General features: G+C 47.8%; 24 protein-coding genes. 18 read left to right on the forward strand and 6 right to left on the reverse strand.

From position 1 onward, the window contains the following. Positions 1 to 102 precede the first annotated feature (102 nt). Positions 103 to 711 (forward strand): sugar O-acetyltransferase, encoded by a 609-nt coding sequence (locus tag NSU01_RS17160; RefSeq protein ID WP_076245845.1) that lies wholly within the window; start codon positions 103 to 105, stop codon positions 709 to 711. Here NSU01_RS17160 and NSU01_RS17165 read toward each other — a convergent pair. Genes NSU01_RS17165 through NSU01_RS17175 form a run of 3 tightly spaced genes read right to left on the reverse strand, consistent with a single transcriptional unit; the run spans position 708 to position 3,552 of the window. Further along, positions 708 to 1,382, reverse strand: a complete 675-nt coding sequence (locus tag NSU01_RS17165) for a lactate utilization protein C (protein WP_076245847.1) — start codon at positions 1,380 to 1,382, stop codon at positions 708 to 710. The two genes, NSU01_RS17160 and NSU01_RS17165, sit on opposite strands and share 4 nt — an antisense overlap. Continuing rightward, the gene (locus NSU01_RS17170; protein ID WP_076245850.1) at positions 1,379 to 2,806 is read right to left on the reverse strand and encodes a LutB/LldF family L-lactate oxidation iron-sulfur protein; all 1,428 of its coding nucleotides are present in this window, start codon (positions 2,804 to 2,806) and stop codon (positions 1,379 to 1,381) included. The genes NSU01_RS17165 and NSU01_RS17170 overlap by 4 nt, the downstream gene beginning before the upstream one ends. Then, entirely contained in the window at positions 2,803 to 3,552 is a 750-nt protein-coding gene (locus NSU01_RS17175) for a (Fe-S)-binding protein (RefSeq protein ID WP_076245852.1), read from the reverse strand. The genes NSU01_RS17170 and NSU01_RS17175 overlap by 4 nt, the downstream gene beginning before the upstream one ends. 169 nt (positions 3,553 to 3,721) lie before the next feature. Here NSU01_RS17175 and aldA point away from each other — a divergent pair, with 169 nt between their 5' ends. Continuing rightward, positions 3,722 to 5,167, forward strand: a complete 1,446-nt coding sequence (aldA, locus tag NSU01_RS17180) for an aldehyde dehydrogenase (protein ID WP_256703944.1) — start codon at positions 3,722 to 3,724, stop codon at positions 5,165 to 5,167. A 65-nt stretch (positions 5,168 to 5,232) separates the two neighbouring features. Here aldA and NSU01_RS17185 read toward each other — a convergent pair whose 3' ends face one another. Then, the gene (locus tag NSU01_RS17185; protein WP_042236440.1) at positions 5,233 to 5,652 is read right to left on the reverse strand and encodes a GNAT family N-acetyltransferase; all 420 of its coding nucleotides are present in this window, start codon (positions 5,650 to 5,652) and stop codon (positions 5,233 to 5,235) included. Positions 5,653 to 5,867: 215 nt separating this feature from the next. Between NSU01_RS17185 and NSU01_RS17190 the strand changes: the two genes are divergently transcribed. The 9 genes from NSU01_RS17190 to NSU01_RS17230 all read left to right on the forward strand — a co-directional run bounded on the left by NSU01_RS17190 (position 5,868) and on the right by NSU01_RS17230 (position 12,487). Beyond that, positions 5,868 to 6,611 (forward strand): metal ABC transporter ATP-binding protein, encoded by a 744-nt coding sequence (locus NSU01_RS17190; RefSeq protein ID WP_197073119.1) that lies wholly within the window; start codon positions 5,868 to 5,870, stop codon positions 6,609 to 6,611. Further along, positions 6,604 to 7,446, forward strand: a complete 843-nt coding sequence (locus NSU01_RS17195; RefSeq protein ID WP_144026133.1) for a metal ABC transporter permease — start codon at positions 6,604 to 6,606, stop codon at positions 7,444 to 7,446. Before NSU01_RS17190 ends, NSU01_RS17195 begins: the two co-directional genes overlap by 8 nt. Further along, positions 7,443 to 8,366 carry a metal ABC transporter substrate-binding protein gene (locus tag NSU01_RS17200; RefSeq protein ID WP_042137290.1) on the forward strand — a complete coding sequence of 308 codons (924 nt, stop codon included), beginning with the start codon at positions 7,443 to 7,445 and terminating at the stop codon, positions 8,364 to 8,366. Before NSU01_RS17195 ends, NSU01_RS17200 begins: the two co-directional genes overlap by 4 nt. 211 nt (positions 8,367 to 8,577) lie before the next feature. Next, positions 8,578 to 9,318 carry an SDR family NAD(P)-dependent oxidoreductase gene (locus tag NSU01_RS17205; RefSeq protein WP_256703945.1) on the forward strand — a complete coding sequence of 247 codons (741 nt, stop codon included), beginning with the start codon at positions 8,578 to 8,580 and terminating at the stop codon, positions 9,316 to 9,318. Positions 9,319 to 9,543: 225 nt separating this feature from the next. Further along, positions 9,544 to 10,092: a GNAT family N-acetyltransferase gene (locus NSU01_RS17210; RefSeq protein ID WP_042236442.1), complete on the forward strand. Its 549-nt coding sequence runs from the start codon at positions 9,544 to 9,546 to the stop codon at positions 10,090 to 10,092. A gap of 170 nt (positions 10,093 to 10,262) precedes the next feature. Beyond that, positions 10,263 to 11,018, forward strand: coding sequence for a carboxymuconolactone decarboxylase family protein (locus tag NSU01_RS17215; RefSeq protein ID WP_076245854.1), 756 nt, complete (start codon positions 10,263 to 10,265; stop codon positions 11,016 to 11,018). Positions 11,019 to 11,040: 22 nt separating this feature from the next. Beyond that, positions 11,041 to 11,196: a hypothetical protein gene (locus NSU01_RS17220; protein WP_179093565.1), complete on the forward strand. Its 156-nt coding sequence runs from the start codon at positions 11,041 to 11,043 to the stop codon at positions 11,194 to 11,196. Further along, on the forward strand, positions 11,168 to 11,536 hold the full coding sequence (locus NSU01_RS17225) for an SDR family NAD(P)-dependent oxidoreductase (RefSeq protein WP_144026134.1): 369 nt from the start codon (positions 11,168 to 11,170) through the stop codon (positions 11,534 to 11,536). The genes NSU01_RS17220 and NSU01_RS17225 overlap by 29 nt, the downstream gene beginning before the upstream one ends. A gap of 93 nt (positions 11,537 to 11,629) precedes the next feature. Continuing rightward, the gene (locus NSU01_RS17230; RefSeq protein WP_076245856.1) at positions 11,630 to 12,487 is read left to right on the forward strand and encodes an aldo/keto reductase; all 858 of its coding nucleotides are present in this window, start codon (positions 11,630 to 11,632) and stop codon (positions 12,485 to 12,487) included. 79 nt (positions 12,488 to 12,566) lie between these two features. On the opposite strand, the gene NSU01_RS17235 is transcribed toward NSU01_RS17230, so the two are convergent. Continuing rightward, positions 12,567 to 13,550: an NADP-dependent oxidoreductase gene (locus tag NSU01_RS17235; protein ID WP_042137296.1), complete on the reverse strand. Its 984-nt coding sequence runs from the start codon at positions 13,548 to 13,550 to the stop codon at positions 12,567 to 12,569. Positions 13,551 to 13,721: 171 nt separating this feature from the next. On the opposite strand from NSU01_RS17235, the gene NSU01_RS17240 reads away from it, so the two are divergent. Both NSU01_RS17240 and NSU01_RS17245 read left to right on the forward strand, forming a co-directional pair. Continuing rightward, a complete protein-coding gene (locus NSU01_RS17240; protein ID WP_042137297.1) occupies positions 13,722 to 14,309 on the forward strand; it encodes a TetR/AcrR family transcriptional regulator in 588 nt (195 codons plus the stop codon). A 46-nt stretch (positions 14,310 to 14,355) separates the two neighbouring features. Beyond that, positions 14,356 to 14,781 carry a MaoC/PaaZ C-terminal domain-containing protein gene (locus NSU01_RS17245; protein WP_076245858.1) on the forward strand — a complete coding sequence of 142 codons (426 nt, stop codon included), beginning with the start codon at positions 14,356 to 14,358 and terminating at the stop codon, positions 14,779 to 14,781. A gap of 6 nt (positions 14,782 to 14,787) precedes the next feature. On the opposite strand, the gene NSU01_RS17250 is transcribed toward NSU01_RS17245, so the two are convergent. Next, positions 14,788 to 15,936 carry an epoxide hydrolase family protein gene (locus NSU01_RS17250; protein ID WP_042137299.1) on the reverse strand — a complete coding sequence of 383 codons (1,149 nt, stop codon included), beginning with the start codon at positions 15,934 to 15,936 and terminating at the stop codon, positions 14,788 to 14,790. Between the two features lie 153 nt (positions 15,937 to 16,089). Between NSU01_RS17250 and NSU01_RS17255 the strand changes: the two genes are divergently transcribed. From NSU01_RS17255 to NSU01_RS17275, 5 genes are all read left to right on the forward strand, one after another. Next, complete coding sequence (locus tag NSU01_RS17255) at positions 16,090 to 18,345, forward strand: excinuclease ABC subunit UvrA (protein WP_076245860.1); 2,256 nt, start codon at positions 16,090 to 16,092, stop codon at positions 18,343 to 18,345. A gap of 536 nt (positions 18,346 to 18,881) precedes the next feature. Beyond that, on the forward strand, positions 18,882 to 19,319 hold the full coding sequence (locus NSU01_RS17260; protein ID WP_042137301.1) for a hypothetical protein: 438 nt from the start codon (positions 18,882 to 18,884) through the stop codon (positions 19,317 to 19,319). 32 nt (positions 19,320 to 19,351) lie between these two features. Next, the gene (locus NSU01_RS17265; protein ID WP_042236460.1) at positions 19,352 to 19,681 is read left to right on the forward strand and encodes a protein-tyrosine-phosphatase; all 330 of its coding nucleotides are present in this window, start codon (positions 19,352 to 19,354) and stop codon (positions 19,679 to 19,681) included. Positions 19,682 to 19,728: 47 nt separating this feature from the next. Beyond that, positions 19,729 to 20,433, forward strand: a complete 705-nt coding sequence (locus tag NSU01_RS17270; RefSeq protein WP_042137305.1) for a class I SAM-dependent methyltransferase — start codon at positions 19,729 to 19,731, stop codon at positions 20,431 to 20,433. A 237-nt stretch (positions 20,434 to 20,670) separates the two neighbouring features. Next, positions 20,671 to 21,909, forward strand: coding sequence for an FprA family A-type flavoprotein (locus NSU01_RS17275; RefSeq protein WP_039307916.1), 1,239 nt, complete (start codon positions 20,671 to 20,673; stop codon positions 21,907 to 21,909). Positions 21,910 to 21,921 lie beyond the last annotated feature (12 nt).

The raw sequence follows: 21,921 nt of genomic DNA on the forward strand, positions 1-21,921 counted from the left end.
CTTCCTATATAATTATGGTATAACTTATTACAAGTCATTTAATAAGTGGTGATTGAGGTGCAGGTCGGCCGATTACTCTACAAGAAAAGGCAGGAACAAACAATGAACCAGAAAGAAAGAATGCTTGCAGGTCTCCCTTATAAAGCTTGGCTGGATGGATTAACGGAAGAGAGAACAGCTGCCAGACTGATGGTCCATCAGTTCAATCTGCTCCGTCCTGATGAAGAAGAGGAGAGAGCAGCACTGATCCGGAAGATTATCGGCAAGACAGGAGAGGTAGTTCATATCGAAGCGCCCTTCCACTGCGATTATGGAACCAACATCTCTGTGGGGAATAATTTCTATGCTAATTTCAACTGCACTATTCTTGATGTCGGCAGAGTCGTCATCGGTGATAATGTCATGTTTGCTCCGAATGTATCGCTCTATACCGCAGGACATCCCGTCCATCCCGATTCCCGGAATTCAGGCTATGAATATGGGATCGCTATAACGATCGGCAATAATGTCTGGATCGGCGGCAATGTTATAGTGAATCCCGGTGTAACCATAGGTAACAATGTAGTGATCGGGGCTGGCAGCGTGGTGACCAAGGACATTCCCGATAATGTGATAGCAGTAGGCAGCCCATGCAGAATTATCCGTGAGATCACTGAAGAAGACCGGAAATTTTATTATAAGGACAGAGAATTTGATGTTACGGATTACTAAATAAGCACATAGGTAGCTCTCAGCGGTCCATGCACACCCACCACGAGTTTCATTTCGATATCGGCGGAATTGGAGGGGCCGGAGATGAAATTAATCGATGAGCCCACCGGCTCACCGGCTTGAATTCTCCGGTTAAACGCTGCTGCTGCCTGAGTAGAACGGAGCACAAGCCTCTGCCGCTCAATCACCGCAATATAATGGGCAGGCAGGAAGTGAAGGGAGCGGCCCTGATCCGGGCGGCTCTCCACCACAACCGTTCCGGACTCAGCCAGCGCACAGTCGGCGAAGATAATCGCTGTATTCGCTGATTCAGCCCGCCTAATATTCTCCTCTCTTCCTGCTGCTTCCTCCCACATGGCGGCATCCGGGAACTCCAGCCCGTATTCGGCAAACCGGGGATCTCCGGAAGTCATAACCAGCCCGCCGCCATTCGCTTCTATAAGATCATCCAAGGTCCGCTGCAGAATCTCCGGATTCGATTCAATCACCTGAGTGTGAATGAAGAAACACTGCTCCTTAAGAATCTCTACCAGATCATCGTTAGTTAGCTCGCCATAGTTGTCCGGAATCAAGTCCTGTATAACAGGCCGCTGAACATTAGTCTTACGTTCCCGGCCCAGCTTAGCGGCAATTGTATTCAGAAAAGCCTCCTTATTCGAGGATACTGTCATTGCTCTGACCCTCCTTTACGTTTCTCCATCCATGCCCGGAAGCTGTCCTGCTGCTTGACGGGCTGCTTGAGGTCGCGGGCATGAATCCAGCCGTGAATCAAGGCGGGTCCTCTTACGATTCGCCCCTGTTTACTCATCAATCGGCTGGCGGAGTGTGCAAACCGCAGGGTCCGGCCGAATAGGGCAGGGGAGGACAGCAGCCGGCTGGCCGCTTTCATCTGAAGCCTGTCTGCGGCGCCGGTTCTTCGCTGCCCGACAATGTTCTGCCGGTGCATGATCAGCTGCTCATGCAGCGGAATCTTCACCGGGCAGACATCTGTACAAGCACCGCAGAGACTGGAGGCAAACGGCAGCTCCTTATAGTCATCGTACCCGCCAAGCAGCGGAGTGATTACCGCACCGATCGGGCCCGGATAGATTGATCCGTAGGCATGCCCGCCGATATGGCGGTAGATCGGGCAGACATTAAGGCAAGCACCGCAGCGGATACACTGCAACGCCTCGTTAAATTCACTTCCCAGAATATCGGACCGGCCGTTGTCGACAACAACCAGGTGGAATTCCTCGGGACCATCTGTCTCTCCGGCTGCAGAAGGCCCCAATACGGTAATGTAGCTGGTTAATTTCTGTCCGACGGCACTGCGGCAGAGCAGGTTATCCAGCACCTCCATTTCCTCCATGGTCGGGACAATCCGCTCCATACCCATCACCGCAATATGGGTCTTCGGAATGGCAGCCGTAAGATCACCATTGCCCTCATTGGTCACCAGATTGATCGCTCCCAGATTAGCTATGGCGAAGTTGCAGCCCGTAATCCCGACTTCAGCTTCCAGGAACTTCTGCCGCAGAACCGTCCGGGCGAATCCGGCCAGATTCTCCGGGGTTTCATCTCCCGTATATCCGAGCTTCTCTGAGAACACCCGCCGGATTTGTCTCCGGTCTTTATGCAGTGCGGGAGCGACGATATGCGAGGGCGGGTCCCAATCATCCATTTGGAGGATATACTCCCCAAGATCCGTCTCAATCAGCTCACAGCCGGCTTCGATCAGGACATGGTTCAGCTCAATTTCCTCCGTGACCATAGATTTGGATTTTACAACCTTTTTAGCCTGCTTGCGGACGATCACATCTCTTATATAACTGCTGGCTTCTTCTTTGGTAGCTGCAAAATAAATATGGCCGCCTTGTCGCTCAACATTATCGGCGAGCTGGCCGAGATAATAATCCAGATTCAGCAGGGTATGCTGGCGGATAAGCTGGCCTGCGTTCCGCCACTGCTCCCAATCCCCTAGTGCGGTGGCGGCAGACAGACGTCTCGTCTTGAGACTGTCCTGCGCAGAACCGACAGCATTTCGCATGAATGAATCCCCAAGACCGTCCAAAGTCCGTTCGCTGAAATTACGTTTATCGGTTTGCAGGCTCAAGTCCGGCTTCCTCCTCTGCTAACAACAGGCTGATGCTGATTCAGCACTTCAGCAATATGCATAATCTTGACAGGCTCACCCTTGCGGGACAGACGCCCCCCGATATTCAGCAGGCAGCCCATATCTGCACTAATCAGAATATCAGCTCCGGTATCCTTGATACAGCCGCATTTCTCGTCCACCATCTGCTCGGAAATCTCGGGCATTTTGACCGAAAAGGTTCCGCCAAAACCGCAGCAGTTATCGCTGTTCTTAAGCGGCTCCAGCTGCAGTCCTCTGACGTGTTTAAGCAGCTGATATGGAGTTTCCTTCTCACCCAGCAGTCTTGTCATATGGCAGGAACGGTGGTAGGTGGCGGTTCCTTCAAGGCTTGCACCAACATCAGTGACGCCAAGCACCCTGACGATGAACTGCGTGAACTCATAGGATTTTTCTTTCAAAGCAACCGCTTTCAATTCCCACTGCGGATCACCTTTGAAGATCTTCGGGTATTCATGGAACATAGCAACGCAGGAGCCGGAAGGACCCACGACATATTCGGAGTTCTCGAAGGCAAGCATCATATTCTGCATGGCGAGCTTCGAATCCTTCAAATAGCCGCTGTTGTAAGTGGGCTGCCCGCAGCAGACCTGCGAAGCCGGGAAATCGATCTCACAACCCAGCCGCTCAAGGACTTCAACCATAGCAATACCGACCTCCGGGGTCATAAGGTCTACTAAACAAGTAGAGAAAATACTGACTTTCACAGCCGATCCCTCCAATCAATGTAACCCTATATTCATAGCTTAACTCAAGAAGTCAATGAAAAACAACATAAAAACAAATAGTAAATGTGAATCTTATTGACAATAAATATTGATAGCGTTTACACTATGGTTGGGCAATTGTAATAATCTACCTTGAGGGGGAGAAACAGTGACCAAGCATTTGATGTATATCGATGGCCAATTTACGGAATCCGAAGGCAAAGAATGGATCGAAGTAACCAACCCGGCAACAGATGAAGTAATCTCACAGGTTCCCAAGGCTACAAGGAATGATGTCATACGTGCCATTAATGCAGCGGAAGAAGCCCAATTAGCCTGGGAGGAATCTCCGGCCGTCGAGAGAGGCAGATATTTGCATGCCATTGCAGACGGGATACGCGCGGAGGCGGACAGCATCGCCAGGCTGATCTCGGAAGAAGTAGGCAAGACATTGGAATTATCTGCGGTAGAGGTTAACTTTACAGCGGATTATTTGGATTATATGGCGGAATGGGCACGGCGTTATGAAGGGGAGATCGTTCAGAGCGACCGTGATAATGAGAATATTTTTGTGTTTAAACGGGCAATTGGTGTAACGACAGGCATCCTGCCCTGGAATTTCCCGTTCTTCCTGATCGCGAGAAAGATGGCTCCGGCGCTGATTACCGGCAATACGATTGTCGTCAAGCCAAGTGCGGAATCCCCGAACAATGCCGTGGCCTTCAGCCGTATTGTTGATAAAGCCGGCCTGCCCAAAGGGGTATTCAACCTGGTAACAGGCAGAGGCGGAGAAGTAGGCCATGAACTGGCCAGTAACCCGAAGGTCGGAATGGTCAGTCTTACAGGCAGTGTACCCGCCGGACAAAAGGTGATGGAGGCGGCCGCCGAGAATATCATCAAGGTCAGTCTGGAGCTGGGCGGCAAGGCACCGGCGATTGTCATGAAGGATGCCGATCTGGACCTGGCGATCAAAGCGATCGTAGATTCCCGGGTGATTAATACAGGCCAAGTCTGTAACTGTGCAGAGCGCGTCTATGTACATGAGGGCATTAAGGATGAATTCACCTCCCGCCTGGTTGAAGCTATGAAGGCAGTGAAATACGGAGACCCGCTCAAGGATAAGGATATTCATATGGGGCCGCTGATTAATAAGGCCGCACAGGAATCGGTTCAACAGAAGGTAGACCGTGCAGTACAAGAGGGGGCTACAATTGCTCTTGGCGGTAAAAAGGTAGAAGGTGCAGGCAGTTTCTTCGAGCCGACGGTCATCACGAATGCCACCAACGACATGGAGATTGTGCAGGATGAAATCTTCGGACCGGTTATCCCGGTCATTTCGTTCTCCACCCTGGATGAAGCGATCGCGCTTGCCAACGACAGTGAATTCGGCTTAACCTCGTCCTTATATACCCAGAATTTGAATGTCGCTATGAAAGTAATCAAACGTCTGAAATACGGAGAGACCTACATTAACCGCGAGAATTTTGAAGCGATGCAGGGCTTCCACGCAGGCTGGAGAAAGTCCGGGATCGGCGGTGCCGACGGCAAACATGGACTGAACGAATACCTGCAGACGCACGTAGTCTATCTACAGTATGACAAGTCAGTTAACTAAATGAACTCATAATTCTCGCAGATATAATAAATGCTCCCAGGCAGTGTGGGAGCATTTTTGCGTGGTTATTCAAGACTTTTCTTCAAATAATATTTCGTCTGGCCTTCCTGGGGACAATTATGGATCTCCCCGAAGACCTCGTACCCCAGCTTCTGATAAAAGTGCGGAGCCTGCCAGCTCATGGTAGTTAATTCACTCACCTTACAGCCGTGCGACCGGGCTCTGTCTTCCAGCTCCTTGAGCAGTATTCCGCCTAGTCCGTTGCCTCTATAGGCGGGATCGACGGCCAGCAGGTGAACATTTAGAATCTTCCAGACCATATCACCGGTAATGCCTCCTACATATGTATCACCTTCATAAGCTGCCAGCGAGATCACTTCGCGCTCATAAGGCGGAATGCTGTCATCCATCCGCCGGCTATGCTCCTCCAGTAATCCCGATATTTCCTGACTGTTCTGCTCCAGGTTCAAATCTGCGATTCTCAACCCAATCACTCCTTCTGCTGAAATTGTAACACAAATTTAAATTATTATTGACAATTTGCCCGCAGTTAAATATATTGTTCATAAGACTAAATGTTTCCCGCAGGAAACAATTATGTATTCAGAACTTATTGTTTCATTCAGGAAACAAAGAATATTCAGACTCATAATTACGTCATATTTCAGACAGCTATTAGCAGATAAGGAGTTAGCATATGATCGAGATTAAAGACCTAAATGTTGATTATTTCGGCAGTTCAGCACTGGAGAATGTGAATCTCGAGATCCCGTTCGGGCATACGGTGGGGATCATCGGACCGAATGGCGCAGGGAAATCAACACTGATTAAGGCATTATTAGAAGTGATTAAGAAGAGAACTGGCTCGGTCAGGGTTGAGGGCAGGGATATTTCGGAGTACAAACGGAAGATTGCCTACGTGCCGCAAAAAAATGATATTGATCTCACGTTTCCGATCACGGTGAAGGATACGGTGTTGACTGGAACCTACCCGAACCTGAGAATCTTCCAGCGCCCCGGCAAAAAAGACCGGGAACGGGCCGAGGAATGTATGGCGATGGTGGATATAAGCGATCTTGCGAATAAACAAATCAGCAATTTATCCGGCGGACAGCTGCAAAGGGTCTTTATTGCCAGGGCACTCGCCCAGGGAGCGGACGTTTTTTTCCTGGATGAACCGTTTGTCGGGATCGACATGGTCAGTGAGAAGATTATCGTGAATCTGCTTAAGCATCTTCGTGAAGAGGGCAAAACCATTCTCGTCGTTCACCATGATCTGCATGAGGTGGAAGAGTATTTTGACAAAATTATTATCCTGAATAAAAAACTGATCGCCTTTGGAGATGTGAAAGATACCTTCACTACCGACAATATCCGCGCAGCATATGGTGCCTCCTTGGGCAATGTGATCATCAAAGGGGCAGGAGGGACCGAATATGATTAATTATATGTCAGACTTGTTCAACATCCCGGTCTATGCGCTTAACGCCGGCTTATCCGCCATCATCCTGGGCATTGTATCGGGGGCGCTGGGCAGCTTCATTGTTCTCCGGAAGATGTCGCTGATGGGCGATGCTTTATCTCATGCTGTACTGCCTGGTGTAGCCTTGTCCTACATACTGGGGATCAACATCCTGCTGGGCGCATCCCTGTTTGGCCTGCTGGCCGCAATCCTTATCCAATTCATTACAAGCCGCAGTACGATCAAAAGCGACACCTCTATCGGCATTATACTCAGTTCATTTTTCGCCCTGGGGATTGTCCTCATTACTTTTGCCAAAAGCGGTCTGGATCTGACTCATATTCTGTTCGGGAATATCCTCGCCGTTCCGCAGTCTGAGTTAACGCAATCTTTCATCATCATGCTCGTTGTGATTGCCATTATTGTATTGCTGTATAAAGAGCTGCTGATCAGCTCGTTCGATCCGGTAGTTGCCAAGGCTTATGGTTTAAAAACAGGCTTCTATCATTATCTGCTGATGATGCTGCTGTCTGTAGTTACGGTATCCTCGTTATCGCAAGTGGGGATTGTGCTTGTCATTGCGATGCTGGTGATCCCGGCAGCCACCTCCTATTTATGGACCCATACGCTGATCCACATGATTGTATTAGCCTCTGCGGTGGGGGCGGTATCGGGAATTGTAGGTGTGTATCTCAGCTTTGGCTTTAATCTCCCGACAAGTGCCACGATAGTACTGGTGGGTGTGAGCCTGTTCGCGGTCTCCTTCATACTGTCACCCAAAAATAATTTCTTAAGGAAAGGGCTGAAGCAAGGATGAAACAACTCAAATGGCTATCATCTATCGTACTGATCTCACTGCTCGCTGCTTGTTCTAATACTAATGAGGGGGAAGCGGGTGAGGATAAGCTGCAGATTGTTGCCACGTACTCCATCATCGCAGATATGACCGAGAATATTGTCGGGGACAAAGCTGAAGTATACAGTATGGTTCCCATTGGAACAGACCCGCATATGTATGATCCATTACCCGCAGATACGGGCAAGGTGTCTAGCGCAGATCTGATTTTCTATAACGGCCTGAATCTGGAGACGGGAAAAGGATGGTTCCAGGACCTGCTGAAGGTGACGAACAAGAACGAGGTTGCTTTTGCAGTCTCCGATGAAGTGACCCCGATGTATCTGACTGAGAAAGGCAAGGAAACGCAAGTGGACCCCCACGCCTGGCTGGATATCCAGAATTCCATTAAGTATGTGGATGTGATCACCAAACGTGTAATTGAACAGGACCCGGACAACAAGGAGTATTATCTTAACAATCAGACAGCCTATGTGAAGGAACTGAATGAGCTGGACCAATACGCCAAAGAGGAAGTAAATAAGATCCCGCAGGAACAGCGGATTCTCGTTACCAGCGAAGGGGCATTCAAGTATTTCTCGAAGGCTTACGGCTTCGAATCGGCTTTCATCTGGGAGATTAATACGGACAGCCAGGGGACGCCGGAGCAAATGAAACGGATCATTAGTATTATTGAAGAGAATCAGGTGCCTGCGTTATTCCTGGAGACGAGCGTGAACCCCAAGACGATGGAGACCATCTCTAATGAGACAGGAGTGCCCATACATTCTAAGATCTTCACTGATTCTTTAGCTAAAAAAGGGGAAGACGGCGACACCTACATTAAGATGATTCAATGGAATATCGACAAGGTCATCGAAGGGTTGTCACCTGATAAATGAAGGTAAGGCACATGAAGAGTGTCCAAAAAGCGGAATCCGCTGCTTGGAACACTCTTTTTAGGTTTCATGGTTTGCTGCGGATGCCCGCTTTGCGAGGTGTTTTGCGGACATTATTACATGAACTGCAAGCATTCCGTTATGGATATGCCACGCCTAGTCTCGTATAATCAACTGGTGTACTGCATTTTACTTACGAGAAATCGGGCAGGAGGTGAGCCTGTTGGAGAGTCGATGGGCTATAGTTACGGGTGCTGACCGGGGCGTTGGGCTGAGTCTGGTTAAGGCACTGCTGGAGCAGGGTTATCATGTGTTGGCCGGGCAGTATCTGCAGGAGAGCAATGAACACTTGGAACAGCTGAAGGCAAGCTATGAAGAGCAGCTGCAGGTGCTGAACCTGGATATAAGCAACGCAGAAAGTGTACAACAAGCGGTCGCGGCTATTGCAGCTTACACGGACCGGGTGGACATACTGATTAACAACGGGGCGATTCTGGGTGATATGAGCAAGACGATTCAGGATACGCTGGATTTTGATGAAATGGAGCAGGTCTTCCGGGTGAACACGCTAGGCTCGCTGCGGATGTCGAATGGCTTAATTGATTCTATTCTCCGGAGTGACAGCAAGCTGATCGTTAACATTTCATCAGAAGCAGGCAGTATTGGAACCTGCTGGCGCAACAGCTGGTACGCTTACTGCATGTCCAAGGCCGCGCTAAATATGCAGTCTCAGTTAATTCAGAATCAGATTGCGGCGCAGGGCGGCAAGGTTATGGTTATCCATCCGGGTCATGTCCAGACTTATATGCAAGGAAAGCTGGATATAACCGGAAGCCTCACCGCTGATGAATCAGCCGGGTCTATTCTGCAGCAGATCGCGAATCGCCTGAAGTCGGATTACAAGCAGCAAGAGCTTACTCTGATTGACTATGCCGGTAATACGCTGCCCTGGTAAGTGGTGAAGATCCAATTTCATTTTAAAATCCTGCACAAATTGCAACAATGTGCTCATTTTTCCGGCACCAATCCGCCATTGTTGTATGAAATGCAGCATTTCTTCGCTTCCCAGCGGCTAATTATAGAAGAAACTTGCCTGAAGTTTAGCTTTCGGGCTTTTTTAATGGGATCGTATAATATGAAGCTGAGAGTCCGTCAGCAATTATATGTGGAGGTGTGTGTAATGGCAGAACAGAAGTACAGGCCGGAGGTAAGCATTGAACCTTGGGATGCCGGAGATTTCGGATTGCTGCAGCAATTGAATTCTCCCGAGATGACAGTGTTCCTTGGAGGACCGGAGACGGAGGAGAAGCTCCTGTCCCGTCATAAACGTTACTGTGAGATTGCCGGAACTGGAACAGGGAGAATGTTCAAGATCCTGTTGCAGCCAGAGCTAGAAGTAGCCGGCAGTGTAGGTTACTGGGATCAGACTTGGCATGGGGAACCGGTGTATGAGATCGGATGGAGCGTGTTAACTGCTTTTCAAGGGCAAGGTATAGCTGCAGAAGCAACCGTTAAGGCCATAGCTAGGATCCATTCAGAGCAGAAGCACAAGTATATTCATGCTTTCCCCAAAATCAGCCATCCTGCTTCTAACGCCATTTGCAGTAAGCTTGGCTTCACATTTATGGGTGAATGTGATTTTGAATATCCTTTAGGCACGATGATCCGGTGTAACGACTGGAGAATAGCTCCGGACCTGGAAGTTAATTTTAATAGACATTTTCGTTAAAATAGTACATTACTGTACTTTTTAGGCGAAATCATAAATTGTATTATAAAGAGACTCAAGTATAATAATAGACATGAATTCATTTAAATAAAGGGTTAGCCAACTTGTTTGGTTGACCCTTTTTGGCGAAAGAATAATAAGCGTCCAGAAATGATCAGGAGGAGTACACAATGGAGATTACAAATACCGCAAAGAAATACCTCGAAAGAATGTTTCCGGGCTACGAATCCAAGCTTCAAGTAACCGATCCCGAGTTTATCGAGCGGTTTGATAATTTTGCATTTGATGAAGTGGTTCATCAGGATGATTTGGATGACCGGACCCGTATGATGGCCATTCTATCTGTATTAATCGGCTGTCAGGGAATCGATGAGTTCAAAGCTATGCTGCCCGCAGCCCTGAACTTTGGCGTTACACCGGTAGAAGCCAAGGAAATAGTCTATCAGTCCGTCGCTTATCTCGGTATTGGCAGAGTTCTTCCTTTCCTGCATGTCCTGAATGATGTATTGACTGCGGGAGGTGTGGAGCTTCCTCTACCGGGGCAGGCCACAACCACCATGGAAACGCGTCTTAAAGCGGGGATTCAGGCGCAGGTGGATATTTTTGGCGAGAGCATGCAGGAGTTCTGGAAATCAGGACCGGAGGAGAGCCGGCACATCAATCAATGGCTTGCGGCTAATTGCTTCGGCGACTACTATACCCGGCAAGGACTGGATCTCAAACAAAGAGAGATGATTACGTTCTGCTTCCTGTATGCCCAAGGCGGTTGTGAACCGCAGGCGACCAGTCATGCCGCAGCCAATATGAGGCTTGGAAATGATAAGGAGTTCTTGATCAAAATTATCTCCCAATGCCTGCCTTACATCGGTTATCCGCGCAGTCTGAATGCGCTGCGGTGCGTGAACGAAGCAGCAGCGAAATCATAGTTAACAGGAGGATAGAATGATTATGCACAAAAGAACATGGCTGATTACAGGTGTCAGCAGCGGGTTTGGTTATGTGATGACGCAGCAGCTCCTTGAGCAAGGGGACAAGGTAATCCTATGGCGGACAGGTTGCCTTCCCGGGCAATTCAATGTACCATGCTACCAAATTCGGCATTGAAGGCTTCTGTGAATCTGTGGCCCAGGAGGTCGCTGCTTTTAACATCGGGATTACACTCGTAGAACCGGGAGGAGCCCGTACCGAATTCCGCTATGGCAGCGCACAGGTTGCTTCATTAATGCCAGAATATGAGGGGAATCCTGCGCACGGCTTTTTGAGCATGCTGGACGGTTCGAATGGACTGGCTCCCGGCGATCCGGCGCGTATGGCTGCCCGTATTATCGAGAGTGTGAACGTAGAGCCTGCACCGATGCGTATGGTGTTAGGCTCCCAGGCATTGGCCGCCACCCTGTCGACCCTTATTAAGCGTGTTGCTGATTTTGAGAAGCAGACCGACTAGGCTGCCTCAACGGACTTTCCGGCTGGTGAATAACCGGCACTAATCAGACGGGGTTAAAATCACTTGTAACTATTAACTTTGGAGGAATTACAAATGGAGTATGTAACGTTAAACAACGGAGTACAAATGCCGATTCTGGGCTATGGAGTCTATCAGATTTCAGATCACGCGGAATGTGAGAAATGTGTGCTGGATGCCCTAAGCGTAGGCTACCGTTCCATTGATACCGCACAAGCTTACCGGAATGAGGAAGCCGTTGGCCGTGCTATTAAGAAGAGCGGAGTTCCCCGGGAAGAATTGTTTATCACAACCAAAGTATGGATCTCTAATGCAGGCAATGAACAAGCTAAAGCTTCTATTGAAGAATCCCTGCGAAAGCTGCAGCTGGATTATTTGGATCTGGTCCTGATTCATCAGCCGTTTGGGGATTACTACGGAACGTACCGTGCATTAGAAGAGCTGTATAAGGCCGGTACCCTCAGAGCAATTGGTGTAAGTAATTTCTATCCGGACCGATATATCGACCTTGTGCAGTTTACTGAAGTAGTGCCGGCTGTAAATCAGGTGGAGACCCATGTCTTCAACCAGCAGGTCAAAGCTCAGGAAATCATGGAGAAATACCATACGCAGATTGAATCCTGGGGTCCTTTTGCCGAAGGGAAAAATAATTTGTTCACCAACACCACCTTACAAACGGTGGCTGATCAATATCATAAATCCACGGCCCAGGTGGCGTTGCGCTATCTGATTCAGAGAGGCGTGGTAGTCATTCCCAAAACAGTTAGCCGAAACAGAATGGAAGAAAACATGAATGTATTTGACTTCGGACTGACGCCGGAGGACATGGCTAAGATCGCTGCACTCGATACAGGCGAAAGCGCATTTTTCTCCCACTACGATCCGCAAGTCGTTGAGAACCTCACTGGCTACGGGAAACAGGGTCTGGAATAAAACGCAGATCCAGTATAGATAGCCAGACATGGGCAGTTAAAAGAGAAGGGCAGCTTCTTAACGGGAAGCTGCCCTTCTTTTATATTTCTTTTGAAATCACAATTTTTCCCCGTCTGGGTTGTTTCTCGCTTGTGCGGTACGCTTCAAATAAACCTTGAGTGGTAAATGGATACCTATGATCTACATGAATGTTGAGCTTCCCCTCCTGCATGTGAGTGGAAATTACATTAAGATCATCCCGGTTTGGACGGGCACGGAAAAATAGCGAGTCAATATTGCGAACGCCTGGATAGGTTCCAATACCGAAAGAGGTTATGGAAATATATTTCCCGCCATCCTTTAATATGTCATAGCTATAATCCCCGAACTCGCCTGGAAGTCCAGTTTCTAATTCTTTTTTCCCTAGCATAGCTGTATCAAGAACCATATCTACAGGTGCGGATAACCTTGTCACGAAATCCGGTTGTGAATAATAGTCAATGACTTCATCTGCGCCTAAACCCAGGACAAAGCCATGATTATGCTCTCTTGCAGTTGCAATTACATAAGCACCATAATGTCTGGCTAATTGAATGGCCGCATGTCCAACACCACCGGCACCCCCATGAATGAGAATACGCTGACCTTGCTGAAGCTTACCATGCTCAAAAAGTGCCTGCCAGGCCGTCAAGGCTACCGTAGGCGCAGCAGCGGCTTCTTCGAAGGATACATTGTCCGGTATCATCGTTAAGGTATCCTCATCGGCAGCCACTTGATCCATATAAGAGCCTCCACGGACCATCCCCATAACGCGGTCACCTGCTTTAAAGTGCTGTACCCCCGTACCCACACCTCTTACAACACCGGCAACATCACCTCCAAGAAAAAACGGGAATTGAATGGAAAATTGCCCGCCTACCGGGCTCAGTAATAGCTCACCCGAACGTAAATGATTATCTCCAGGGTTAATTGAGGAGGCATACACCTCCACCAGTACTTGTGTCTCTTTAATTGCAGGAACAGCTAGTTCATACTCTTCAAAAGACTCAGGGATATCAAAGCCGGTTATACCCATTGCTTTCATAGCGCAGCCTCCATTTGTATTATTGAACATTCGTTGAAAAACCAACGTTTGTTTGTTAAAATCACATTACAAAAAAGCAGAGAATTGTACAATCCCCAAAGCGATCCCTTATGTTGATTAATCAACACACACCTTAGAAATGTTCAATTCTGACTCATGAAGGAGAAATATATGGATAGACGTATACAGAAATCCAAACAGGCTATTATGGATGCTTTTTTAGCATTAATGTCGGAAACAGATATTGAAAATATCACTGTAAATAAAATTGCTGAGCTGGCCAATGTTAACCGTGGAACGGTTTATTTACATTTTCTAGATAAATATGATCTGCTTGATCATTGTTTGGAAGAACAAATTAACCGCTTAATCGACAAATGCGCGCCTGACAGTGAGGTTACCGGTAAATTCACTTCGAAATCCACATTGCTTCGGGTTTTTGAATATTTGGAACAGAATTCCGGGTTGTATTCTAAGATGCTGAGAAACCGGGGAGTACCTGCTTTTAGAAATCGTTTGCTTGTCGTTGTCCGGGAAAGTTTTAGCAGACAATTCGATTTAATCGCTGCCGGGCCAAATTTTAACAAGGAAATAACCGTACAGTTTCTAGCTTCTGCGGTAATAAGCTCTTTCGAATGGTGGATTAGCAATTCTATGCCTTATCCAGCTTCAGTGATGGCTGAACAGATATGGGCATTATTAGACCGGACGATGATTAGTTTGCCCCTGTCTAACCAAAATTCCGGATCTGTGATATAATCCTACTCTAAAATAAACGAGCAAAATTACTTCAAGAGGTGCAATCATGCGGTTTCATGAATTTTATATCGGACAAGTATTTAGAACCAAATCTCTAACCTTATCGAAAGAGGATATCACCAGATTTGCCGGCGAATTTGATCCGCAATATATGCATCTGGATGAAGAGAAGGCAGCGCAAGGCCGATTCAACGGAATCATTGCTTCAGGAATTCAGACCCTGGCTGTGTCGTTTAAGCTGTGGGTGGAGACAGGCAGTTATGGGGATGAGGTTATTGCCGGAACTGCGATGAACAACATTAAATTCATGCGCCCCGTATATCCGGGTGATGAATTGTATACCATGGTTGAAGTGACCGGGGTAGAAGAGAAGCGGAATGCAACAGGCCTGGTTACGGTGATATTATCAACGTTCACCAGCTCAGACGATCAGGTTTTTGAGGGCGAGCTGTCTGTGCTGGTGAAGCAGTGAAATCTTTTATTCTCTTAATGCTCTGAAGAATTCACGGATGTCTTCCGCCAGAGGCGCGGGATCTTCCATGGCTGTGAAATGTCCGCCGCGGGGCATGGTAGTCCAGCGGGTGATATTCAGATTGCGGTCAGCCCATTCCCGGGGCGGCAAGGCGACATCTCCCGGGAAAATAGCTATACCGGTAGGCACCTCAATGCGCCCGAGAGGCGGCAGTGAATGCGTGTTCTCGTAATAGATATTCGCTGTTGACCCTGCTGTATGGGTAACCCAATAGATCATAATATTCGTAAGCAGTTCATCCTCGCTAAAGCTGTTCCTTAGGTCACCCTTGCAATCACTCCATGCATGGAATTTCTCAATAATCCAAGCTGCCAATCCTACAGGTGAGTCGTTCAGTCCGTAGGCAAGCGTCTGTGGCTTCGTCGATTGAATCGACATGTACCCGCCTTCATCAGCCATCCATTGCGAAGTATTCTTGATGTACAGGAGCTCTTCTTCAGACAGCCCTGACTTATCCTGCACAGCCAGAAGATTCCGGATGATGCCGATGTCGGTAAGATGTATGCCGGTCAGAAGTTCAGGATGATTGAATGCCAGATACCGTGTAACACCAGAGCCGATATCCCCGCCTGCCGCAGCGAATTTCGGGTAGCCCAGATGTTCGGTCATTAGTCTGGCCCACAGCTCAGCAACATAGGCATTATTCACACCAGCGCGTTTCAGGCCATTAGAGAAGCCGAATCCGGGCACGGAAGGGACAATGACATCGAAGGAGTCTTCGGGATTCCCGCCATAACGTTCAGGGTCCGTAAGCATAGGGATAATCTTCTCGTATCGCACAAAGCTGTCCGGCCATCCGTGCGTAAGGATAATTGGCTGCGGATTAGGCCCTTTGCCGCGCTCGTGCACGAAATGCACATCGATTCCATCGACGTTACAGCGAAAATGTGACAAGCGGTTCAACTCGGCTTCTCTGGCACGCCAGTCAAACTGCTCCCGCCAATACGTAACGAGCGACCGTAAATAACTCTGATCCGAACCCCGTTCCCAGTCAGAACCCTCTAATGGATCGGGCCAGCGGACATGATCCAGTCTGTATTTCAGATCTTCAAGGATTTCATCAGACACATGGATTTGAAACCGTTCAATCGGCATATTGCTCTCTCCTTAAGTGTATTAGCTACAGCAACGATATAACTATAATATATCTTTTCAAAATCATGAGGCAATGCCGTAAACAAAAGCTAAGGATAATGCTAAGGATAATAGAAACAAAAGAAATCTATACCACCTGGAGGGATGCTAAGCATGAACGAAATGAATCAGGAGTATATCGTGATATCCGGTGCAAGGGAGAACAATCTTAAGAACGTATCCTTGCGTATCCCGAAACGAAAAATTACCATCTTCACCGGAGTATCCGGCTCCGGCAAGTCATCCATCGTCTTCGATACGATTGCTGCTGAATCCACGCGGCTGCTGAACGAGAACTTCAGCATGTTCGTGCGAACCTTCCTTCCGCGTTATCCGCAGCCGGATACAGACGGGATCGAGAACCTGAGCATGGCTGTTATCGTAGATCAGAAGCGGCTGGGCGGCGGTTCTCATTCCACGATGGGTACGATAACCGACATCTCGCCTATTCTCCGTCTGCTGTACTCCAGGGTGGGACAGCCCCATGTAGGCGGAGTGAACATGTTCTCGTTCAACGATCCGCAAGGGATGTGTCCCGAATGTAACGGGATCGGCCGCAAGCTGGGGGTCGATATGAGCCGGGCCGTGGACATGTCCAAGTCGTTGAATGATGGAGCCCTCATGCTGCCGGATTATGCAGTCGGCGGCTGGGATTGGAACATGATCGTGCAGGCGGGTGACTTCGATCTGGACAAGAAGCTAAGCGAATATTCAGATGCGGAGCTGGAACAGCTGCTGCACGGCAAGGCCAGGAAAGTGAAGATGGATTTTGCCGGGAAGGCAACTAACATTACGGTAGAAGGTGTTATTGAGAAGTTCACGGGCAAGTATATCAAACAGGATGTGAAGACCAAATCTGAGCGTACGCAAAAAATGGTCGCCCCGTTCATCACCGAAGGCACCTGCTCCAGCTGCCATGGAGCAAGACTTAGCCAGGCTGCGCTCAGCTGCCGGATCAATGGAAGGAACATTGCGGAGCTGTCCGCTATGGAAGTCGGGCAGCTTATCCGCACCATCCGGGAGATAGAGGAACCTGCCGCAGCTCCGGTCGTCAAGTCGCTGGCGGAGCGGCTGCAGCATCTGGTCGATATCGGGCTGGACTACCTGACGCTGGACCGTGAGACCGATACGCTATCCGGCGGAGAATCACAGCGCGTCAAGATGGTGAAGCATCTAAGCGGCAGCCTGGTGGATGTCACCTACATCTTCGATGAGCCCAGCGTCGGTCTGCACCCGCGGGATGTCCACCGGTTAAATGAGCTGCTGGAGAAGCTTCGCGACAAAGGGAATACCGTCATTGTCGTTGAACATGATCCCGATGTTATCAAGCTGGCGGATCATATTGTCGATGTCGGGCCTCACGCCGGCAGCCGCGGCGGTAATATTGTTTATGAAGGCAGCTTCCAGGGGTTGCTGGAATCAGGAACGCTGACAGGCACTCATATGAAACGTCCGCTTCAGCTGAAGCAGGATTGCAGGGCGTCTTCCGGCAGGCTGTCCATCCAGAATGCCTCTCTGCACAACTTGCAGAATGTAAGTGTGGATATTCCTACAGGAGTACTTACAGTGGTAACAGGTGTCGCAGGCTCGGGCAAAAGTACGCTGATTAATGATGTCTTCCTCAGTCAGCATCCGGATACGATCGTTATTGACCAATCGGCGATTGGCGTCTCAACACGCTCCAATCCCGCTACCTACACGGGGATTATGGATGATGTCCGCAAGGCTTTTGCCGCAGCCAATAAAGTAAATCAAGGGCTGTTCAGCTTCAACTCCAAGGGCGCCTGCGAGAATTGCCAGGGACTTGGTGTCGTGTACACAGACCTTGGTTTCCTCGACAGCGTGAAGCTGCCCTGCGAAGTGTGCGGAGGCAGACGGTTCAAGGAGGAAGTGCTTGCCTACAAGCTGAACGGCAAATCCATTGCCGAGGTGCTGGAGATGACTGTTGAACAGGCTCTTGAGTTCTTCCAGCTCAAAGAGGTGGTGCGCAAGCTTCAGGCTATGAGTGATGTGGGGCTAAACTATATTACACTCGGCCAGCCGCTCAGCACGCTCTCGGGCGGAGAATGCCAGCGCATTAAGCTGGCCAGCGAGCTGCATAAGAAGGGCAGCATCTATGTGATGGACGAGCCGACGACCGGCCTGCATATGTCCGACATCGGACACCTGCTGGAGATCATGAACCGGCTTGTGGATGCTGGCAATACGGTGATCGTCATCGAGCATAATCTCGATGTGATTAGCCAGGCAGACTGGATCATCGACATGGGGCCGGACGGAGGCAGCAAGGGCGGCGAGGTCATATTCGAGGGCACACCTTCGCAGATTATTGATGCGGAGCATTCAATTACGGGAAGATATTTGGCGTAGTTATCGTCTGGAACCCGCATTATATGCGGGTTTTTCTTTATTATGCTATAAATTATTATAGATAACCCCATCTTCAGAGCCAGAAATGAGATTGACCGTAGATAAATAGAAAGATACCATAGAGTTGATGCAATCACCTTTTCTTGGAAATGTGGTTATGTTAGACGTTAACACATGAAGTATAATTCTATTTCACTAAATAAATCGAACTTAAAAATGTCCTGCTCTTTAGAAGCCTACGCCTTCAAATCTATTGAGAGTAAGTAACTAATGTGGAGTCCATAGCAAATAACTGTACTTCGTACAGTTAAATCATGGAGATAAACCTGATTTGACGGTTTAATTGTATTCTGTACAACTAAAAATAGCGGAAAGTCTTCTCTTACGAAATATGATGATTCTAATTGTAGAAAATACAATTAAAACACTCTCAACGCAATAATCGATCGCTTTAGTTGTACATAATACAGTTAAAGCTTACGTGCATGCTCGTTACGGCCAGCCTGCAGTTCAAGCAGGGAATAGGAGGAGTGATAATGTCTAATTACATTGTAAAAATCATACCAAAGCATGAGAAAACCATCCCCGGCGAAAAAGAGAGAAATGCAATTAAAAATCAAATGAGATTAATGACCGTTAACAAAGAAATAAGTGAACAGCTATATAATGAAGTAACATTTATAGATAGTGGATCGAATTTTGAAGGGATTAGATGCAATCATTGTATGACGTATTTAGAACCCGATTGGTGGGCTGAGCAAATGGATACAAAAAGCTCCAACCAGTTTAATGATTTATCAATAATTTCACCTTGCTGCGCCTCGGCCTTATCATTAAATGAATTGTATTATATTTGGCCAATGGGTTTTGCAAAATATGTTATTGAGATCATGAATCCCGAAGAAGATGAAGTGATTAGGATTGAACAATTCATAGAAAATATAAACTACAAATTAATAAGAGCGCATTACTAGAAATCCCAAAGTAAATATAGAGGCGATACAACATTAAACTACTCTTTATCTGCAGCCGGAATAAGTGGCGCAGTTTGACTGCTGAGAAGATTTTTGACGGATATAACGGTTACGAAGCAAGGTCGGCAGGCACGGAAGAAGGAGCAAGAATACAGGTGACCGAAGGACATATCGGATGGTCGGATCTGATATTCGTAATGGAGAAGAAGCATACAAGAAGGCTAAGGGACAAATTTGCAGACTCCCTAAGGAACAAACAGGTAATCTGTCTTGATATCCCGGACGACTATAGATTTATGGATGAAGAACTAATAGAAATCCTGAAATCCAGAGTATCCGAATATATTGAAGTTCCTGAATAAAGCAAATACAGAATGAAGTGGAATCGTTGAAAGCGTAAGGTGAACCAATGGACAGAATAGCCAACATCAGATCCGAAGAGAAGAAATATCATGATGACTGTTACGATACATACGACTTATTCAAGCCAGGGTCCTGGCTTCACAGGCCTGTTAAGACGGTGATCAGCCTTTTAGAGGAATATAAGGAGCGGGAATACTTAAGTGTGCTGGATTTGGGATCGGGGATCGGCCGGAACAGCATTCCTATCGCTGAATCTTTGAAGCACAGAAATGGTAAAGTGGTATGCGTTGACCTGCTGGAATCGGCTATAGATAAACTATATCATTACAGTAAGGAATTTGGAGTTGAGCAATACATAGTGGCAAGGTTATCCGATATTGAACAGTTCACCATTGAACCAGATGAGTATGATATTATCGTAGCCGTATCTTCTTTAGAGCATATCAGTTCAGAGCAGGCACTGGAGCGGAAACTGCAGGAAATGAATGCCGGTACGAAACAAAATGGAGCGAATTGTATTATTATCGCGTCGAACATTCATGAAGTTAACCTCGCACAAGCGGAAGAACTCGATCCCATGTTTGAAGTGAATCTAACTACGGCAAGAATGTTCGAGCTGCTGGATCAGCAGTATGCCGGCTGGGAAGTTGAGCAACGCTTCGTAAAACCGCTGGAATATGAAATCAGCAGAAAAGGTGAACCTGTCAGGCTGACTTCGGATTGTATAACGTTTGTGGCTAAGAAGAGCTGATCTCATGGGGATTGGCTTTTTATTTTGAACGCTGACTTGCAAGAGAAATTTCATTATTTCTGTCCAACTGTGACCATACGCACCACCCCTTCTGTTCAATCGTCTACATTAAAAGTATACGGTTGAGTTGTTTCATAAACTTCCGGAATTTGATTTGAATCCTCCTTTTTGTACGGCAGCCGTAATAGAATGAGGTTGCTGATAAGGATTATCAATCAAACATTGGAGGTTAACAAAATGAGTACACAATTCAAACAAATCGCCGGGGATACTTACTGGGTAGGCAAAATAGATAACCGTCAGGTTCCGTTTCACCGCCTGATTCTGGCTAAAGGAACAACCTATAATTCCTATCTGTTAAAAACGGGCAAGCCGACCGTGATTGATACGGTAGATATGGAGTTCGGCCGTGAATATGCCGAGTGTCTCGCCGGTATGATTGACCTCATGGATATTCATTACATCGTAATTAACCATACGGAGCCCGACCATTCCGGCGGCCTGGCAGCCCTTGCATCCCAGGCGCTAAATGCCACGATCGTGTGCACCGAAATCGCTGTGCCGGAACTGCAGGAAATGTATAAGCTGCACAGCCGGAACTTCCTGGTCGTTAAAGATGGCGATACGCTGGATATCGGCGGAAAAACACTGCTGTTCAAAGAAACGCCGTACCTTCATACTGCTGAGACGATGATTACGTATTGTATCGAGGATCAGATCCTGTTCCCCTGCGATATCTTCAGTACACATGTAGCTGTGGAGAATCTGTTCAGTGATGAAGCGGGATTTGATATCACCGAAGATTACAAGGGCTATTATGCCGCCATTATTCATCCGCACAGAAGATATGTAAGAACACTGCTGGAAGCGGTCAAGGATCTGGATATCCGCATGATTGCCCCATCCCATGGATTCCTGATCCGGGAGGATATCCCTAAATTCATTGATCTGTACGCCACGATGAGCCGCGAAACGACTCAGGGTAAAAAAGCAGTCATCGTATATACCACCATCAAGAACAGCACGAAGAAAATGGCCAAAATCATCCAGGATTGCCTGCAGGAGAATAATATCGGAACAGAAGTCTGGGATGCGGATAAAAGCAGCACTGCGGATATTCTGAACAGCATTGCTTCTGCAGACGCGGTCTTTATCGGCAGCTCTACTAAATATGCGGACATGATCGGGAACCTGGAGGATGTGCTGAAGGAGCTGCAGCATATGAATCTGGAGGGCAAGCTTGCGGCATCCTTTGGCTCGTACGGCTGGAGCGGAGAAGCCATCGAGGTCATTCAGGACTATCTGAACGGAACGAATATGACCGTGCAAAGCACTTCGGAGGTCATCAAAACCACCGGCATGACACATGTTGAATTCCCGGTTAGAGTAAGATTCTCCCCTAAAGAGCCAGAGAAGGTCCAGAAAATTAAAAATGCGGCTGAATTTGTATCGGATCTGCTGCTGAGCTCAATTTAGGGAGGAGGAACA

The organism is Paenibacillus sp. FSL H8-0259, assembly GCF_037963255.1.
GTDB lineage: Bacteria > Bacillota > Bacilli > Paenibacillales > Paenibacillaceae > Paenibacillus_AQ > Paenibacillus_AQ phytohabitans.

Bases quoted from the DNA above. Each gene is read 5' to 3' on its own strand.
- NSU01_RS17160 (WP_076245845.1), top strand. From the start codon at position 103: ATGAACCAGAAAGAAAGAATGCTTGCAGGTCTCCCTTATAAAGCTTGG.
- NSU01_RS17165 (WP_076245847.1), bottom strand. From the start codon at position 1,382: ATGACAGTATCCTCGAATAAGGAGGCTTTTCTGAATACAATTGCCGCT.
- NSU01_RS17195 (WP_144026133.1), top strand. From the start codon at position 6,604: ATGATTAATTATATGTCAGACTTGTTCAACATCCCGGTCTATGCGCTT.
- NSU01_RS17200 (WP_042137290.1), top strand. From the start codon at position 7,443: ATGAAACAACTCAAATGGCTATCATCTATCGTACTGATCTCACTGCTC.
- NSU01_RS17210 (WP_042236442.1), top strand. From the start codon at position 9,544: ATGGCAGAACAGAAGTACAGGCCGGAGGTAAGCATTGAACCTTGGGAT.
- NSU01_RS17215 (WP_076245854.1), top strand. From the start codon at position 10,263: ATGGAGATTACAAATACCGCAAAGAAATACCTCGAAAGAATGTTTCCG.
- NSU01_RS17220 (WP_179093565.1), top strand. From the start codon at position 11,041: ATGCACAAAAGAACATGGCTGATTACAGGTGTCAGCAGCGGGTTTGGT.
- NSU01_RS17225 (WP_144026134.1), top strand. From the start codon at position 11,168: ATGTACCATGCTACCAAATTCGGCATTGAAGGCTTCTGTGAATCTGTG.
- NSU01_RS17230 (WP_076245856.1), top strand. From the start codon at position 11,630: ATGGAGTATGTAACGTTAAACAACGGAGTACAAATGCCGATTCTGGGC.
- NSU01_RS17235 (WP_042137296.1), bottom strand. From the start codon at position 13,550: ATGAAAGCAATGGGTATAACCGGCTTTGATATCCCTGAGTCTTTTGAA.
- NSU01_RS17240 (WP_042137297.1), top strand. From the start codon at position 13,722: ATGGATAGACGTATACAGAAATCCAAACAGGCTATTATGGATGCTTTT.
- NSU01_RS17245 (WP_076245858.1), top strand. From the start codon at position 14,356: ATGCGGTTTCATGAATTTTATATCGGACAAGTATTTAGAACCAAATCT.
- NSU01_RS17250 (WP_042137299.1), bottom strand. From the start codon at position 15,936: ATGCCGATTGAACGGTTTCAAATCCATGTGTCTGATGAAATCCTTGAA.
- NSU01_RS17255 (WP_076245860.1), top strand. From the start codon at position 16,090: ATGAACGAAATGAATCAGGAGTATATCGTGATATCCGGTGCAAGGGAG.
- NSU01_RS17260 (WP_042137301.1), top strand. From the start codon at position 18,882: ATGTCTAATTACATTGTAAAAATCATACCAAAGCATGAGAAAACCATC.
- NSU01_RS17270 (WP_042137305.1), top strand. From the start codon at position 19,729: ATGGACAGAATAGCCAACATCAGATCCGAAGAGAAGAAATATCATGAT.
- NSU01_RS17275 (WP_039307916.1), top strand. From the start codon at position 20,671: ATGAGTACACAATTCAAACAAATCGCCGGGGATACTTACTGGGTAGGC.